Below are 15,385 nucleotides of genomic sequence, written 5' to 3' on the forward strand. Positions count from 1 at the left end.
GCTGTGGTGACTGCGTTGTCGTGGGCAATCGGGTGCCCGCCGTATTCAGGGTGACTGAGGGTGGCCGGAAAGGCCATGTGGAACTGGTGTCCTGGTCGTTAGTCTCCCTCTAATGTTTGAATCGTCTCAACAACGGTTTTCCGGCCTGGGAGTGTAAACCGCGACCTCACGGCAGCGGGACGGTGGCGGCCGCCGCGCGGGCGGTTGCCACGTAGGCGGCGTAGGCCCCCGCGCTCGGCTTGGCCGTCCTCGCGAACGTCTCCGAGTCCACCTCGTGCAGGCCCAGCCGGGGCCCGTAGCCGAAGATCCACTCGAAGTTGTCCATGAGCGTCCAGTGGCAGTAGCCGAGGACCGGGATGCCGTCGGCGATCGCGTCGGCGAGCAGGTCGAGCGACGGCGCGATGAACCCGGCGCGGATCGCGTCGTCCGGTGTCGAGACCCCGTGCTCGGTCACGAGGACCGGGACGCCGCTCACCTGATGGGCGTACTCGACCGCCCCGCGCAGCGATGCGGGATCGACGGGCGTGCCCATGCCGTTGAGCACGGCACCCGCGGGCGGCGGCAGCAGTCCGTCGGGACCGTAGACCAGTCGCTCGTAGTTCTGCACGCCGACGAAGTCGTCGGCTGCAGCGAGGCGCAGCCAGTAGTCGTACACCTCGGCGCGCTTGCGGTTGCGCACGGCTTCGCCGCCGGGCGCCGCGACGTCGTCGCACATCGCGAGCGACAGCCCGACCGGAAGCTCGGGGCGACGCTCCTTGACGGCCGCCTTGGCGGCGAGGTGCGCGGCGGTCATCCCCGCGCGCATGCCGGCGAAGTCCTCGCGCAGCATGACGTTGCCCGCCCGGTAGCGCTCGACGCCTGCCGCGACGGAGGCCGCTGCGAGCGTCTGCTTCTCGAGCTCCGCGACGAACGGCGGAAGGCCGGCCCAGGTGAGCATCTCCGGCAGGTCCGGCTCGTTGAAGGTCACGACGTACGCGATGCGGTCGCCGAAGCGGTCCATGACGGCGCCGGTGAACCGCGCGAACAGGGCGGGCGCCTCCGGGTCGAGCCAGGCGCTGCGCGCGGCGAACCAGTGCGGGGACGTGAAGTGGCTGAGCGTCACGAGCGGCGTCAGGCCGCGAGCGTGGCATCCGTCGACGATCGCCTCGTAGTGCGCGAGCGCCTCCTCCGAGAACTCGCCCTCGACGGGTTCGATGCGCGCCCACTCGACGGAGAACCGGTAGGCGTTCAGGCCCATGCCGGCGACGAGATCGAGGTCGCCCTCCCACAGCTCCCACCCGTTGCACGCCTTGCCGCTGGGCTCACGGAACACGGTGGGCGAGACGTTCTCGAGGAACCAGGTGTCGCTCGTGACGTTGTCGCCCTCGTTCTGGTGCCCTGCCGTGGCGACTCCCCACAGGAAGCCGGTCGGAAACGCGGTCATGGTGTCCCTTTCGTGGCCGTCGGCGTCGACGGCTGTTCGGTTGCCGCTCACTCGGCGGCGGTGAAGCGGGTGGTGATCTCGCCGATGCCCTCGATGGTGCTCGTGAGGACCTCTCCGGCGTGGAGGAAGCGCTTGGGAGTGCGGGCGTTGCCGACCCCGGACGGCGTGCCGGTGAAGATGATGTCGCCGGGCCACAGCGTCACGACCGCCGACAGCCGCGCGACGAGCTCCGGGATGTCGTAGATCAAGCGCGACGTGCGGGACTCCTGCAGGGTCTCCCCGTCGAGGGCGCACGCGATCGCGAGGTCGGCGGGGTCGTCCAGCTCGTCCGGCGTGACGAGCCAGGGCCCCGTCGGCGAGAAGCCCGGGTGGGACTTCGCGAGGCTGAACTGCGGCCGCTGCCCGGCCATCTGCGCGAGACGCTCGGACAGGTCCTGGCCGACCGTGAGGCCCGCGACGTGCTGCCAGGCGGCGCTCCGGTCGATGCCGTGGCCGCCGACGCCGATCGCGACGACCAGCTCGACCTCCCAGTCGACGTTGCCTGCGGGAAGGGCGACCGTCGCCTCGGGACCCGTCAGGCTCGAGGCGAACTTCGTGAACGTCACCGGCAGGCTGTCCGGCGGGTAGCCGGCCTCCTCGGCGTGCTCGCGGTAGTTGACGCCGATCGCGAAGATCTGCGGCGGGCGGGGCACCGGCGGTCCGAGCTCGGCGCGGTCGAACGCGGCGCCGGCGACATCGACGGTCGCCGCCCACGCGCGGAACGACTCCCAGTCCGCGAACGCCGCCATCGGGTCGGGGCCGAAGCGCCCGCCGGAGGCGGTCTCGACGTCGACGGCGGTCTCGGCCGCCGTCACGAGCACGAGGCGGCCGGCGAGGTTCGCGATCCTCACCAGTCCACCCGCTGCGGGGCGGGCTGGCCGTACCGCTCCTCCCAGGAGATGACCTTGTTGCGGAGCGTGCCGATGCCCTCGATCTCGGCCTCGACGACGTCGCCGGGCTGCAGGTAGAAGTCGAACGGGTTCTTCTGCACGGCGGCGACGCCGGAGATGGTACCCGTCGTGATGAGGTCGCCCGCGGAGAAGACCTGCGGCGAGTGGTAGGCCACGAGGTGCGGCCAGCGGATGCGGGTCTGGTTGGTGTTGCCCTGCTGACGCACCTCGCCGTTGACGCGCAGCTGCATCGCGAGGTTGTGCATGTCGGGCACCTCGTCCTTCGTGACGATCCACGGCCCGATGGGGCAGAACGTGTCGATGCCCTTCGAGAACGAGAAGACGCCCGACTCCATCTCCTTGCGCTGGATGTCGCGCGCCGTGATGTCGTTGAACACGGTGAACCCGGCGATGTAGTCCTCGGCCTCCTCGGGGGAGAAGAACTTGCCGCTCTTGCCGATGACGATCGCGAGCTCCAGCTCGTAGTCGAGTTCCTTCGTGAGCCCCTCGGGGTAGACGATGTCCTCGTCGGGTCCGATGATCGCGTCGAGGTTCTGGAAGAACACGATGCCCTTGTGCACGGGGTGCGACCAGTCCACCGCCGTCAGCTCGTTGTGGTGGTCGGCGAAGTTGCCGGCCGTGTGGAAGAACTTCTTCGGACGGATCGGCGCGCGCAGCGTCACGTCGGCGTAGGCGAGCCGCTCCCCCGTCTCGCGGACGTCGCCGCCGCGTTCGAAGTACTCGCGGGTGGAGGGGACGTCGAGTTCGATGACGACGCCCTCCTCGAGCTCGAGGCGGGCGACGCGGCCCTCGTCGAAGGTGATGAGCTTCATTGGTCGTTTTCCTTGTCGTGTCGTGTCGTGTCGTGCTCAGGAGCCGGGGCTCAGGCGCCGACCATGTTGAATCCGCCGTCGGCGAGCATGTAGCCCCCGGTCAGGTGCGCGGCCTCGTCGGTCGCGAGCCAGAGGCACGTGCCCGCGACGAACTCCGGCGGCGGGATGTGGCCCATGGGGGTCTGGGAGATGAGCTGCTCGCGGCGGCCGTTCCTCCAGTCCTCGCGCTGCAGAAGACGCTCGGTCTCCATGAAGCCGGGCGCGAACGTGTTCACGCGGACCGCGGGGGCGAACGCCTTCGCGTACGACTTCGTGATGCCGAGGATGCCGTACTTCGCGGCCGCGTACTGCGGCGCGCGGGGCGAGCCGCGGACGATGACGGTGGAGCCGACATTGACGATGCTGCCGTGCCCCTGCTCCAGCATCCGCTCGCCGAACTCGTGCGTCATGAGCAGCGTGCCCTTGACGTCCACGTCGATGACGGCATCGAGCGATTCCTGCGTGAGCTCGCGCCACGACATCTGCTCGCTGGACACGTCGCCGACGTTGTTGACGAGCACATCCAGCACGCCGAACGCCGCCCAGACCTCGTCGGCCATCCGCTTGATCTCGTCCCACTTCGAGATGTCGGCCTGCACGAGGATGCCGTCACTGCCGGCCGCGCGCACGCGCTCCAGAGTCTTCTCGGCTCCTGCGCGGGAGCTGTTGTAGTGGATGGCGACCTTCGCGCCCTCCTGTGCCGCGCGGGCGGCGATCTCGGCGCCGAAGCCCGTTCCCGCGCCCGTGACGAGCACGGTCTTTCCGGCGAACCGGGGGTAGATCTCCGTCATGGTCGATCTCCTTTCCTAGACGAGTGTGCGGCCACCGTCGACGTACATGACGTGACCGGTGACGAAGGCGGCGTGTGGGGACGAGAGGAACAGCGCGGGGCCGGTCAGCTCGGCGGGTGTCCCCAGGCGGCCGGCGGGCACGAGGCTCTCGAGCTCTTCGCGCTTCCCGGGATGGGCGAGATGTCCGGCCGTCAGCGGCGTCTCGATGTACCCGGGCGCCAGGGCGTTGACGGTCACGCCGTGCGGCGCCCACTCGCGCGCCATGACGCGCAGCAGCTGGTTGATGCCGCCCTTGGATGCCGCGTAGGGGCCGTGCGAGTGATGCGCGAGGAGTCCCGAGACGCTGGAGAGGCCGAGGATGCGCCCATGCCCCTGCGCCACCATGTGGCGGCCGGCCGCCTGCGCGAGGCCGAAGAGGCTGAACAGGTTGACGTGCATCACGCGCTCCCACTCCTCCTCGGTGAAGTCGAGGACCGGTCGGCGATCGTTGATCCCGACGGCGTGCAGCAGCACGTCGAGTCCGCCCAGCCGGGAGACGGCCTCCGCCACGACGCGTGCGCCGGCGTTGCGCTCGGTCAGGTCGGCGGCGAAGGTGTCGACGCGCTTCCCCTGCGTCTCCGCCTCGGCGACCAGGCTACTCAGGGCCGCCGGGGCGCGGTCGACCACCAGGACGTCGGCCCCCGCGTCGGCGTAGGCGAGCGCGCACGCCCCGCCGATCCCGCCGGCGCCGGCGACGAGCACCCGGGCTCCGGCCAGCCCGAGCCACGCAGTGGACTGCGGCTCGGCGGTGACGGATGTCGACATCGACAACTCCTTGTGGTTTCATTGTGCGAAAGCTTGTTTCGTTGACTGAACATAATCGTGATCAGCGCAGCGGTCAAGTCCGAAGACCGGCGGAAGGACGAACCGACCTCATGGACGCTTCTGCGCCCCCCCGTGTGACGCCGCTGACCCCGGCTGCGCTCGCCGTCGACCAGCGGCGACTGTACGACGCCATCACCACCGGCCCGCGCGCGCAGGGGCCGCAGCACTTCGCGCTCACGCGTGCGGACGGGAGCCTCACGGGTCCGTTCGACGCCTTCCTGCGCGCACCCGCGGTCGGGGCGGCGCTGCAGGAGCTCGGTGCGACGCTGCGCTACCGCACCGATCTGGACGACCGGTCGCGGGAGATGGCGATCCTGCTCGTCGCGGCGCGGTGGGACAGCACCTTCGAGCGGGAATCCCACGAAGCCGTCGCGCGCGGTGTCGGGGTCACCGAGACGGAGATGCGCGCGCTGCGCGCCGCCGATCTCACCCCTTTCGCGGGCCGCGAGCTCGCGGTTGGCCGGACCGTCCTCGCTCTCCTGGACGGCGATCTTGACGACGAGGCCTGGGCATCGGGCGTCGCCGCGCTCGGCGAGACGGTGATCTTCGAGCTGACCGCCCTCGTCGGCTACTACGCGACGCTGGCCCTGCAGCTGCGGGTCTTCCGTGTCTGAGTTTGTCGGCGGACGGTCCTCGGCGATACCTTTGCGCACCATGGGCCCAGACGCACACGCCGGCGCGGACGCCGCAGCGGAGCCGACGAAAGGCACCCGCTACCGCATCGAGGCCCTCGCCAAGGGGCTCGAGGTGCTGCGGCTGTTCGACGAGTCCACGACGACGCTCAAGCTCCGCGAGATCAGCGAGCGCACCGGCATCCCCACCCCCACGGCCTTCCGCGTCGTGGCGACCCTCGAGGAGGGCGGCTTCCTCGAGCGGCTCCCCGACGGCGGACTCCGCCCCGGGCTCTCGGTGCTCACCCTCGGCTCGGCGGCGCTGCGCGGATCCACGCTCGTGCAGGTCGGCGAACAGCCGCTGCGCGCACTCGCCGAGACGCTCGGGGAGACCGTCAACCTCGGTGTGCTGCGCGGCAGCGATGTGCTCTACCTCGCACGCATCCGCAACCGCGACCTCGTCACCGCGAACATCCAGGTCGGGTCCACTCTCCCGGCGCCGCTCACCTCGATGGGCAAGGCACTGCTGGCCTACCTCCCGGATGCGGAGATCGCCCGCGTGCTCGAGGGATTCGACTTCGCCCAGGCGACAGGCCCCAACGCCTCCCGGTCGCTCGCCGAACTCCTCGACCGCCTGCACGCGACGCGTGCGCAGGGCTACGCCGTGCAGGACGAAGAGGTCGCGGCCGGGCTCCGATCGGTCGCGGTGCCGGTCTTCGCCACCGGCGACACCCCCGTCGCGGCCGTCAACATCGCCGTCGCCGCGGCCCGCCACGACCTCGCGACACTCGAGGGGCCCCTCCTGGGCGCCCTCCGCGCGACCGCGGAATCGATCTCGCTGCGGCTCCGCGCGGGGTGAGCCGGATCCCCGTCCCATGTAACACGAAGTTAACGAATGTGGTCGCGCGACCCCTGGGGTGCGCGCTACAGTGAATCCGAACGCAGCGCGAAACGAGTGGTGTCGTCGCGTGGTCCGGGGGGGCCACATGCGTTCTCTGGGGGAGTAGACGACTCAGGTCGTCTGCCGTGATCGCTTGTTGCTGGGGGGCACAATGCGGACACAGTCGATTGTCTGTGGGGACGCGCGATGAGCGCGATCGACGAGGTCATACCCGCGCTGCAGCTGCCGAGTTTCGGCCTGACGGCAACGCGACGCGAGGTCTCCGCGCCACGCGCGTCCGCAGCACTCGTGAGCCGCCAGCAGTGGGAGCGCCGTTATCGGGCTCGGCTGCGCGTCAGCGACACCGCCGTGGTGCTGCTGTCGTGCATCCTCGCGTCGCTGCTGCCACTGCTGGCGTCCTCTCCGGGCATCCTTCTGGCCGACCCGTGGGTGCTCGCCCGGGTGCCGCTCAGCGCGGCGCTCCTCTGGGCCGGCACGCTCAGTCTGTTCAACACGCGCGCGGCGTCCATCATGGGCGCCGGGGCCGCCGAGTACACGCGGGTCGCGCACGCGACCGGCTTGGCCTTCGGCGTCCTCGCGATGGTGTTCGTCCTGTTCGAGTGGGACGGCATCCGCTCGCAGCTCTTCCTCGCGCTGCCGCTCGGCACGCTCGCGCTCATCGCCTCGCGCTGGGGGCACCGGCGCTGGCTGCTGCATCAGCGGGAGGCCGGCCGCTACGCCTCGCGCACCGTCGTCGTGGGGGCGCGGGATGACGTGGAGTACGCGATCCGCACACTCGGACCGGACGGGGTCCGCGGCTACCGCGTCGTCGGCGCCACGGTGCTCGACGACGACCGGAACGAGCTGACCGTCGGCACGGTGACCTACCCCGTCGTGCACGGGACGGATGCCGTCGCCGGCGCCGCCTCGGCGCTGCAGGCCGACACGATCCTCGTCGCCAGCCAGCCCGCCGGCGACCCCTCGTACGTCAAGCGTCTCGCGTGGCAGCTCGAGGGCACGGCCGCCGAGCTCGTCCTCTCCAGCCGCATCGCCGACGTCGCGGGCCCCCGGATGTCGTTGAACCCGGTGGACGGGCTTCCGCTCATCCACGTGAAGATCCCGACCTTCGAGGGCGGCGCGCACATCATCAAGCGCGCGCTCGACATCGTCACCTCGACCCTGGCGCTCGTGCTCTTCGCTCCGTTCGCCCTCGCGATCGCGATCGCGATCAAGATGGACGACGGCGGACCTCTCTTCTTCTCCCAGCCGCGGGTGGGGCGGGACGGCCGCATCTTCCGCATGGTGAAGTTCCGCTCGATGCGCGTGGACGCGGAGTCCGAGCTCGCGGCGCTGCTGGACGCGAACGAGGGCGCGGGTCCGCTGTTCAAGCTGAAGGACGACCCCCGGGTGACCCGGGTCGGCCGCATCCTGCGCCGCTACTCCCTCGATGAGGTGCCCCAGTTCTGGAACGTGCTGCGCGGCGAGATGAGCGTCGTGGGGCCGCGTCCGCCGCTGCCGAGCGAGGTCACGGCGTACGACGGCACCGTCTCGCGGCGGCTGTACATCAAGCCGGGCATCACCGGCCCCTGGCAGGTGGGCGGGCGCAGCGACCTCTCCTGGGACGAGAGCGTGCGCCTGGACCTCCGCTATGTGGAGAACTGGTCTGTCCTGGACGACCTGGTGCTGATGTGGCGCACGGCCAAAGTCATGATCATGCCTGAAGGAGCGTATTGACCACGCTGACCCGGTCCGGAGCGACACTCGCGTCGCCGGCCGCCAAAAGGAGCCTTTCCATCGCGATGATCGGTACGCGCGGAGTCCCCGCATCATACGGCGGGTTCGAGACTGCCGTGGAGGAAGTCGGTCGACGACTCGTGGATCGGGGCCACGAAGTCACGGTCTACACGCGCGGCTCGGAGACCCGCGATCGCGAATACCTCGGGATGAAGGTCGTCCATCTGCCGGCTGTACCGGTGAAGCAGCTCGAGACGCTCAGCCACACCGGGCTGTCCGTAATGTCCGCCATGCTGCGGAAACGCTTTGACGCTGCGTTCGTCTTCAATGCCGCGAACTCGCCTTTCCTGCCGCTTCTTCGGGCCCGCGGCATCCCGGTCGCCTTGCACATGGACGGCCTCGAGTGGAAGCGCTCCAAGTGGGGGGCGCGCGGACGCGCTTACTACCGCTGGGCGGAGGGGTTCGGCGTGCGGTGGGCGGACGCCCTGATCGCCGACGCCCCCGGCATCCGCGAGTACTACGACCGCGAGTTCGGCGTCCCGACGGAGCTCATCCGCTACGGCGCGCCTTTGCTCGACCGGGCGCCCGAGGACAGCATCCGCGAACTCGGGCTGGAGCCAGGCGCATACCACCTCGTGGTTGCGCGATTTGAGCCCGAGAACCACGTGCTCGACATCGTGGAGGGCTACCACGGCAGCGGCGCGGACCTGCCGCTCGTTGTCGTGGGATCGGCGCCGTACAGCGCCGAATACACACGAAAGATCAACGAGGCCGCCGCCGGTGATGCGCGCATTCGACTCCTCGGCGGCGTCTACGACCAGGACCTGCTAGACGCTCTCTACTTTCACGCGCATACCTATGTGCACGGCCACTCCGTCGGGGGTACGAACCCGTCGCTGCTGCGCGCGATGGGGGCGGGGACCGCGGTGATCGCTTATGACGTCGGATTCAACCACGAGACGCTGGGCGAGCATGGGTGGTTCTTCGCGGATGCCGCGGAGGTGCAGCGACACTTCACCGCCTTGGAGCGGGACTCGTCGCACGTGACGGACATCGGCACGCGCGTGCGGGAGCGGGCCGCCGCTCAGTTCACCTGGGCGAACGTCGCGGCGCAGTACGAGAATCTTGCCCTGCGGCTCGCGAACTGCGATTCCGTACATTCGCACGCGAAGGTGGCACGTCGAGTCCAGCTAGTGCCCGCGGCGCCTGGAGATACCCGAGCCTCCCAGAAAGCCTGAAAGCTGGAGCCCCAAATCTCCTGCAACGGCCTGGACCTCCTTCAGCGTGCGCAGGTGGACCCGCCGCTTCTGATCATGCACGTCCGGAATATCGATCGGATCCAGCTGTGGCACCGACCGGCGGAACGTGGGTCGCGGCCTGCCGAAATCGACCCGACCTCGGCGTTCGTGGAGGGCTGCGGCGTACGTTGCAAGCCCGGTTGGTCCTGGGGCGCGCTCGGCAGCGCGGAGCATCTCTTCATCATTGAATTGTCCCCGCCCCAGGCGCACCGCCTCTTTGAGCGTGAAAGATCTGTCCCGCAGGTCGGGGCGAAGCCGGGCGATGGCGGAGCGCTCGCGTCCAGAGGCGGAGATAATGAGATCCTGCCCATCGAGCAGGTCCCCCTCGAGCAACACAGGCCTATGTTCCGCCGCGAACGAGCGGCCGCGCTCCGTCGTCGCCACGAGCTCGGAGACGATGGCGCACAGCGATTCGGCGCGGGTCACCTCCAGCCCGCGACTGATCACCGACCAGGCCGGATCTGCTTCCGCCTGAATCGCCGCCTGCGAGAGCACATACTCCATCAATGGGGAGCGGCAGACGTTCGCAGCGCACACGAGCAGCATCGAGTCGACCAAGTGTTCTCCTCCAAAACCACCGTTGCCACCAGACTAGCCGCGCCACGCGGGGCAACCGCGCGGCCCAGGCGTGGGACGCCATTCCACCGCGCCATACGAGAGGATGGGCCATGCCTACCGTGCTGTTCGTTCACCCCGGGACGGAGCTCTTCGGGTCAGACCGAATGCTCCTCGAAAGCGTGATCGCCTCCGTGGGATCGGGATATCGGACGGTCGTAGCTGTGCCGTCCGGCGGCCCACTGATCGCCGAATTGCGGGACGCCGGCGCCGAAGTGGTCATCGTCCCCATGCTCGTGTTGAGAAAAGCGCTTCTCCGGCCACGAGGATGGCCGGAACTAGCACGCCTCTCGTTGCGCGGATGGGCCGCCGCATGGCGACTCCTGCGTCGCTTGCGCCCCGACATCATCTACGTCAACACGGTCACAATCCCGCAATGGCCCGTTGCAGGCAACATGATGTCCATCCCGGTGGTCAGCCATGTGCACGAGGCCGAAGCCTCTGGCAGTCGCGCCGTCAACGCAGGTCTCTACATGCCCCATACCTGGGCAACCTCTGTCCTCGTCAACAGCGACTTCAGCCGGAACACCGTCGCCCGGAGCCTTCCCCGGCTCGGCGCACGTGCTCAGGTGGTCTATAACGGCGTCGCTTCTCCGCCGCACCCAACCAACCCCCGTGCCACCATCGACGGCCCCCTGCGGGTGCTCTACGTCGGTCGCCTCTCACCCCGCAAAGGCCCAGATCTGTTGATCGAAGCTGCACGGCTCCTCGACGAGCGCGGTATCGATACCAGAATCGACCTGGTCGGGTCCGCATTCGACGGGTATCAGTGGTACGAGCACCAACTCGCGGACCGGATCACGGCTGCGGGATTCACGGGACGTGTCGTGCTACACGGATTCCATGCCGACATCTGGCCGTTCCTCGAAGCAGCAGACGTGCTCGTGGTGCCGAGCCGGGTGGACGAGCCTTTCGGGAACACTGCTGTCGAGGGAGTGTTGGCACTACGGCCGATCATCGCCAGCGACACCAGCGGGCTCCGAGAGGCAGCCGGAGGGCACTCGACCGCCTTCCTCGCCCAACCGGACAGCGCCCGAGCGATCGCGGACGCGCTCCAGCGAATCATCGACGAGTGGTCGACGGTCCGAGACGAGGTCCACGCCAGCGCGAGAAGCGCGGCCGAGCGGCACTCCCCTACCGCCTATCGAGAGCAGATCGCGGACGTCCTCCGTGCCGCTGGGAGACCAAGCGGGCGCAGGTCGGAAACTCCTACTCGCGACACCTAGAATGACTCCACAGGTCCGCCGATCTCCGCCTGCTCGGAAGTCTGGCTTGCGCACGATGGAGGGGGTCCGTATGTCACTCGGTGACTACTTAGCTGCGATCTGGCGGAACTGGCTGATTGTTCTCCTGCTAGCCGCCGTCGGCGGCGGTGCCGCCTACGTGTACTCCTCGTCTCTCCCGGAGACGTTCCGTTCCACAACCGCCGCGCTCGTGACGAGCGATGGTGGCAGCACGACGTCCGAGCTCGTGCAGGGCAGTAACTACATCGGCAACCTGGTGGGCACGTACGTGCTACTGGCGAAGTCGGAGATCGTGCTCGAACCGGTCATCCGGAAACTGAAGCTCGATACGACACCGGAGCAACTCGCCGGCACGATCTCCGCCTCTGCTCCGCTCGACACGCTCATCGTCGAGATCGGTGTGACGAGCAGGAGTCGCACGTTGGCGCGCGCGATCGCGGACGAGACGATGCGTAGCCTCACGAATGTGGTCGAGAACCAAGTGTCCCCGACCACGGAGAACGGCACCCCTGCCATTCGCCTCACCACCATCCGCGGCGCGACCGAGCCGAGATTCCCCATAGCCCCGAACACCCGCCTGGATACGCTGATGGGGCTCGCAGCAGGCTTGATCCTCGGCATCGCGTTTGCGGTTGTGCGCACACTGCTCTGGCGAACGATCCGGTCCGCGCAGGACGTCGCGCGCATCACCACAGTGCCTGTCGTCGGTGAGATCGTCACTACCCGGAGCGACAAGACGCTCCCGGGCGCCATACTCAGCGATCATCTCGGCATCGAGGCGGAGAGCATCCGCAGCTTCGCGGCAAACCTCAGCTTCCTGGGGATGGGGGGTGGCCTTCGCTCCTTCGTCGTGACCTCGGCCGCACCACAGGAGTCGAAGAGCTCTGTAGCCTCCGCGCTCGCCCTGATACTCGCAGAATCCGGAAAGAATGTGCTTCTCGTCGACGCGGACCTGCGTCACCCATCGCTCGGCGGGCTCACACAGCTGGAACCAGCAGTCGGCCTCACAAATGTCCTGATGGGCGACGTTCCCCTCCCGACCGCGGCGCAGCGCTGGGCATTCGACAATTTGCACGTCTTGACCGCAGGATCGATTCCTCCGAACCCGAGCCAACTGCTCGCCAGCGACTTGATGCGGAACTTCATCACGGACGCCAGCGACATCTATGAGCTGGTGATCGTCGATTCGGCCCCTCTTCTCTCGGTGACGGACGCGAAGTGGCTGGCGAACATGACGGACGGCGCGCTCCTGGTGACGCGCTACAAGCGCACGTCGTCGCGCGCACTGCGCAAGGTGGTCGAGTCGCTGGACTCCTCGTCGGTGAGCGTGTTGGGAGTCGTCCTCACACGACTCCCTCGCCGAGTGCGAAGTCGCTACGGCGACGCGCACTATGGCGAGGTACCCGCGGCGTCGCCAGTTCCGCCCGCCACCGATGGATCTCGCGCCCGGGGCCACTCCGCGACCGCGGAACAAGGAACACGGTGAGGTGCGGGGCGGTGAGAATGCTCTCATCGCCCCGGGAGACGGACAGTCGTCTGATTACATAGGGCAATCGCCGAGCGCTCCCGACCCCGCCGGCACACACCTATGAACTCACGCACTAAGCTGCACCCTTCCCGCGCGCTCAGCGCAGTCCGAAGACTGACCATGGGGGTCGCAGCTGTCGCTGCAATGATCGTCGTCGGGACAGTCGCCCCAGCCGCCGCGCTCGCGCCGGCAACCGCGCTCGTCCATGATGATTTCAGCCGCACCGCCTCCGGCTGGGGCGCGGCCCCGACCGGCCAGAAGTACACGCTTGCCAGCGCGAGCCGTTTCGCCACGGACGGCACCGCGGGCACCGTCACGCTGAGCCCCGGCGCGAATGCCGTCGCCTCGCTCCCCTCGGTCAGCCAGTTGGACGGCACGATCGGCGGGACTTTCTCCGTTGACCGGAGCTACACCTCAGGTAACGGCGCAACGATCAGCCTTGCCCAGCGCATGAAGCCCGGCTACCAATACCAAGCACGGGCAAGAGTCATGACGCAGGGGAGACTGTCGCTCTGGATCAGCCGGACGGACGGCTCGGCAGCGAAAGAGATGACGATCGCTGACCCCCGCACGGTCGCGACGGGTATCACCGCTGGCAAGGCATTCCATGTCGAGTTCGCTGTCTCCGGCACAAGTCCGGTGAAGCTACAGGCTCGCGCATGGTTGGTCGGGACTGCGACGCCCGCTTGGCAGGTCAGCGCGAACGACGGTACTGCAAACCGCATCGCGACGGCCGGCACGCCCGGGGTAGGGACCTACCTCTCCGCGTCGAGCGTGGCCACAGTTGTGCGCGCCGATAACATCGCGGTCGTCAAGGGAACCACGAGCACCACCGTCACAGGGGGCGTGGCAGTCACCCTGCCGGCCCCCACCACTCCCGCCCCGGCCCCGGCCCCCGCCCCGGCCCCCGCCCCCACCGCAACGTCAGTCGGTTCGGTGCCTGTCGGGCAGGCGGCCTATGCCGTCCCCAGCGGTGCCATCTACGTCGCCGCCAAGGGTACGAAGACGGGAACCGGCACCAAGGCCGACCCGTACGGCAGTGTGCAGTACGCAGTGGACAAGTCGGTGAGTGGCAAGACGATTGTTCTTCGCGGCGGCACCTACCACGAGTACGTCTACGTCCCCAGCGGTAAGGCGCTCACCATCCAGGCGCACCCTAACGAAGCGGTGTGGTTCGACGGCGCATCCCTCGTGAGCGGCTTTACCAAGTCGGGGGCGACGTGGTCGAAGACCGGCTGGAGCTATGATTTCGACTCCCGCGTGTCGTACACGAGGGGCGAGGATCTGTCGCGCCGCTTCGTCGATCCTTCCTATCCGATGGCCGGGCACCCCGACGGCGTGTGGATCAACGGCGTCGCACAGAAGCAGGTCGCCTCGGCTGCGCAGGTCCAGGCTGGCACGTTCTACGTCGACAAGGCCGGCGACCGTCTGATCCTGGGCACGGATCCCTCCGGTAAGAAGGTGGAGGCAAGCACTCTTGCCAAAGCCATTCGCGTCCACGGTAAGGACACCACCCTGCGGGGCTTCGGCGTCAAGCGCTATGCCACCACGCTTGCGGAACTGGGCACCGTCTCGACGGAAGTCGATCGAGCCACAGTCGAGAACCTGGTGATCACTGAGAACGCCACCATCGGCCTCTTCGGATGGGCGCAGGGTCACACTTACCGGAACCTCACTTTGACCAAGAACGGTCTGATGGGCGTGGGCGCTAACAAGGCGAACAACCTCACGCTACGCAGCAGTCTGATCACGGGCAACAACGCCGAGAAGTTCAACTGGGCGCCGTCCTCGGGTGGTCTCAAGTTCAGCGCCTCCGACGGCGTCAAGATCGTCGATAACGTCTTCCGGAGCAACGGCCCGATGGGCGCCTGGTTCGATGTCTCTATGTACGACATCACGATCACGGGCAACACCTTCGAAGGGCACTCCCGCACGGGATTGCTCGTGGAACTCTCACAGAAGGCGATTATCGCTGACAACTACTCCGTCAAGAACGGGCGAGGCATCGCGATCTTCAACACCGGCGACGTCGACGTGTGGAACAACACGCTCGCCGCGAACGACCGAGCGCTCGAGTTCATGCAAGACGAGCGTCGTCAAGAGGTTTCCACACTGGCGGCGAAGATCCCGTGGGTTGTCTCCGACATCAGCGTGAGCAACAACGTGATCGCATATGGCTCAGGTAGCTGCCCGATTCTGTCGCAGGATCTGTCGCTCAAGAAGTACGGCAACGAGTTCGGCATCAGGATGGACGGCAACCTTTACTGGCGCACGAGCGCAACCGCACCCGCAAACTTCTCTTGTTGGGCAAACGGAAGCGCAGGGACCCGCAGCTTCAAGACGCTCGAGGACTTCCGCGCCCACACCGGAGGAGACAAGGCCTCAAAGCTGCTGCAAGGCACCTCGATAGTCGCCTCCAACTTCGCTCTGACGCCGGAGGCCAAGACGTCGACGACAACGGTCGCGCGAACCCTGCTATCTCCCGTCGCAGCGGCCATCGGCGTGGGAACAAGCCCGAGACTGGGAGCGATCAGCTCGTACTGATCCCGGCAAGGTGGGCGCAGTCTCATTGGTAGACTGCGCCTACCTGTGTCGA

At 67.9% G+C, this 15,385-nt stretch carries 13 protein-coding genes; 7 read left to right on the top strand and 6 right to left on the bottom strand.

Annotated features, from left to right (window positions below):
- Positions 1 to 166: 166 nt before the first annotated feature.
- Genes QZL85_RS04250 through QZL85_RS04270 form a run of 5 tightly spaced genes read right to left on the bottom strand, consistent with a single transcriptional unit; the run spans position 167 to position 4,819 of the window.
- Positions 167 to 1,423, bottom strand: coding sequence for a glycoside hydrolase family 1 protein (locus tag QZL85_RS04250; RefSeq protein WP_295574048.1), 1,257 nt, complete (start codon positions 1,421 to 1,423; stop codon positions 167 to 169).
- Between the two features lie 47 nt (positions 1,424 to 1,470).
- The gene (locus QZL85_RS04255) at positions 1,471 to 2,313 is read right to left on the bottom strand and encodes a fumarylacetoacetate hydrolase family protein (RefSeq protein ID WP_295574051.1); all 843 of its coding nucleotides are present in this window, start codon (positions 2,311 to 2,313) and stop codon (positions 1,471 to 1,473) included.
- Complete coding sequence (locus QZL85_RS04260) at positions 2,310 to 3,185, bottom strand: fumarylacetoacetate hydrolase family protein (RefSeq protein ID WP_295574053.1); 876 nt, start codon at positions 3,183 to 3,185, stop codon at positions 2,310 to 2,312. Before QZL85_RS04260 ends, QZL85_RS04255 begins: the two co-directional genes overlap by 4 nt.
- A gap of 50 nt (positions 3,186 to 3,235) precedes the next feature.
- Complete coding sequence (locus QZL85_RS04265) at positions 3,236 to 4,015, bottom strand: SDR family NAD(P)-dependent oxidoreductase (RefSeq protein WP_295574056.1); 780 nt, start codon at positions 4,013 to 4,015, stop codon at positions 3,236 to 3,238.
- Positions 4,016 to 4,030: 15 nt separating this feature from the next.
- A complete protein-coding gene (locus QZL85_RS04270) occupies positions 4,031 to 4,819 on the bottom strand; it encodes an SDR family NAD(P)-dependent oxidoreductase (RefSeq protein WP_295574059.1) in 789 nt (262 codons plus the stop codon).
- 110 nt (positions 4,820 to 4,929) lie between these two features.
- Between QZL85_RS04270 and QZL85_RS04275 the strand changes: the two genes are divergently transcribed.
- From QZL85_RS04275 to QZL85_RS04290, 4 genes are all read left to right on the top strand, one after another.
- Positions 4,930 to 5,493: a carboxymuconolactone decarboxylase family protein gene (locus QZL85_RS04275; RefSeq protein WP_295574062.1), complete on the top strand. Its 564-nt coding sequence runs from the start codon at positions 4,930 to 4,932 to the stop codon at positions 5,491 to 5,493.
- 40 nt (positions 5,494 to 5,533) lie between these two features.
- A complete protein-coding gene (locus QZL85_RS04280; protein ID WP_295574063.1) occupies positions 5,534 to 6,349 on the top strand; it encodes an IclR family transcriptional regulator in 816 nt (271 codons plus the stop codon).
- Between the two features lie 228 nt (positions 6,350 to 6,577).
- Entirely contained in the window at positions 6,578 to 8,104 is a 1,527-nt protein-coding gene (locus QZL85_RS04285) for a sugar transferase (RefSeq protein ID WP_295574065.1), read from the top strand.
- 65 nt (positions 8,105 to 8,169) lie between these two features.
- Positions 8,170 to 9,342: a glycosyltransferase gene (locus QZL85_RS04290; RefSeq protein WP_295574137.1), complete on the top strand. Its 1,173-nt coding sequence runs from the start codon at positions 8,170 to 8,172 to the stop codon at positions 9,340 to 9,342.
- Here QZL85_RS04290 and QZL85_RS04295 read toward each other — a convergent pair.
- Entirely contained in the window at positions 9,295 to 9,960 is a 666-nt protein-coding gene (locus QZL85_RS04295) for a hypothetical protein (protein ID WP_295574068.1), read from the bottom strand. The genes QZL85_RS04290 and QZL85_RS04295 overlap by 48 nt on opposite strands.
- Before the next feature lie 110 nt (positions 9,961 to 10,070).
- On the opposite strand from QZL85_RS04295, the gene QZL85_RS04300 reads away from it, so the two are divergent.
- From QZL85_RS04300 to QZL85_RS04310, 3 genes are all read left to right on the top strand, one after another.
- The gene (locus QZL85_RS04300; RefSeq protein ID WP_295574071.1) at positions 10,071 to 11,243 is read left to right on the top strand and encodes a glycosyltransferase; all 1,173 of its coding nucleotides are present in this window, start codon (positions 10,071 to 10,073) and stop codon (positions 11,241 to 11,243) included.
- A 70-nt stretch (positions 11,244 to 11,313) separates the two neighbouring features.
- Positions 11,314 to 12,747 (top strand): polysaccharide biosynthesis tyrosine autokinase, encoded by a 1,434-nt coding sequence (locus tag QZL85_RS04305; RefSeq protein ID WP_295574074.1) that lies wholly within the window; start codon positions 11,314 to 11,316, stop codon positions 12,745 to 12,747.
- 162 nt (positions 12,748 to 12,909) lie between these two features.
- Positions 12,910 to 15,333, top strand: coding sequence for a right-handed parallel beta-helix repeat-containing protein (locus QZL85_RS04310; protein ID WP_295574078.1), 2,424 nt, complete (start codon positions 12,910 to 12,912; stop codon positions 15,331 to 15,333).
- The last annotated feature ends 52 nt before the right edge of the window (positions 15,334 to 15,385 follow it).

The organism is uncultured Microbacterium sp., from assembly GCF_900078385.1.
Classification (GTDB): Bacteria; Actinomycetota; Actinomycetes; order Actinomycetales; family Microbacteriaceae; genus Microbacterium.

Coding starts and splice junctions, on each gene's coding strand:
- QZL85_RS04275 (WP_295574062.1), top strand. CDS start 4,930: ATGGACGCTTCTGCGCCCCCCCGTGTGACGCCGCTGACCCCGGCTGCG.
- QZL85_RS04280 (WP_295574063.1), top strand. CDS start 5,534: ATGGGCCCAGACGCACACGCCGGCGCGGACGCCGCAGCGGAGCCGACG.
- QZL85_RS04265 (WP_295574056.1), bottom strand. CDS start 4,015: ATGACGGAGATCTACCCCCGGTTCGCCGGAAAGACCGTGCTCGTCACG.
- QZL85_RS04310 (WP_295574078.1), top strand. CDS start 12,910: ATGGGGGTCGCAGCTGTCGCTGCAATGATCGTCGTCGGGACAGTCGCC.
- QZL85_RS04290 (WP_295574137.1), top strand. CDS start 8,170: ATGATCGGTACGCGCGGAGTCCCCGCATCATACGGCGGGTTCGAGACT.
- QZL85_RS04250 (WP_295574048.1), bottom strand. CDS start 1,423: ATGACCGCGTTTCCGACCGGCTTCCTGTGGGGAGTCGCCACGGCAGGG.
- QZL85_RS04285 (WP_295574065.1), top strand. CDS start 6,578: ATGAGCGCGATCGACGAGGTCATACCCGCGCTGCAGCTGCCGAGTTTC.
- QZL85_RS04305 (WP_295574074.1), top strand. CDS start 11,314: ATGTCACTCGGTGACTACTTAGCTGCGATCTGGCGGAACTGGCTGATT.
- QZL85_RS04300 (WP_295574071.1), top strand. CDS start 10,071: ATGCCTACCGTGCTGTTCGTTCACCCCGGGACGGAGCTCTTCGGGTCA.
- QZL85_RS04270 (WP_295574059.1), bottom strand. CDS start 4,819: ATGTCGACATCCGTCACCGCCGAGCCGCAGTCCACTGCGTGGCTCGGG.
- QZL85_RS04260 (WP_295574053.1), bottom strand. CDS start 3,185: ATGAAGCTCATCACCTTCGACGAGGGCCGCGTCGCCCGCCTCGAGCTC.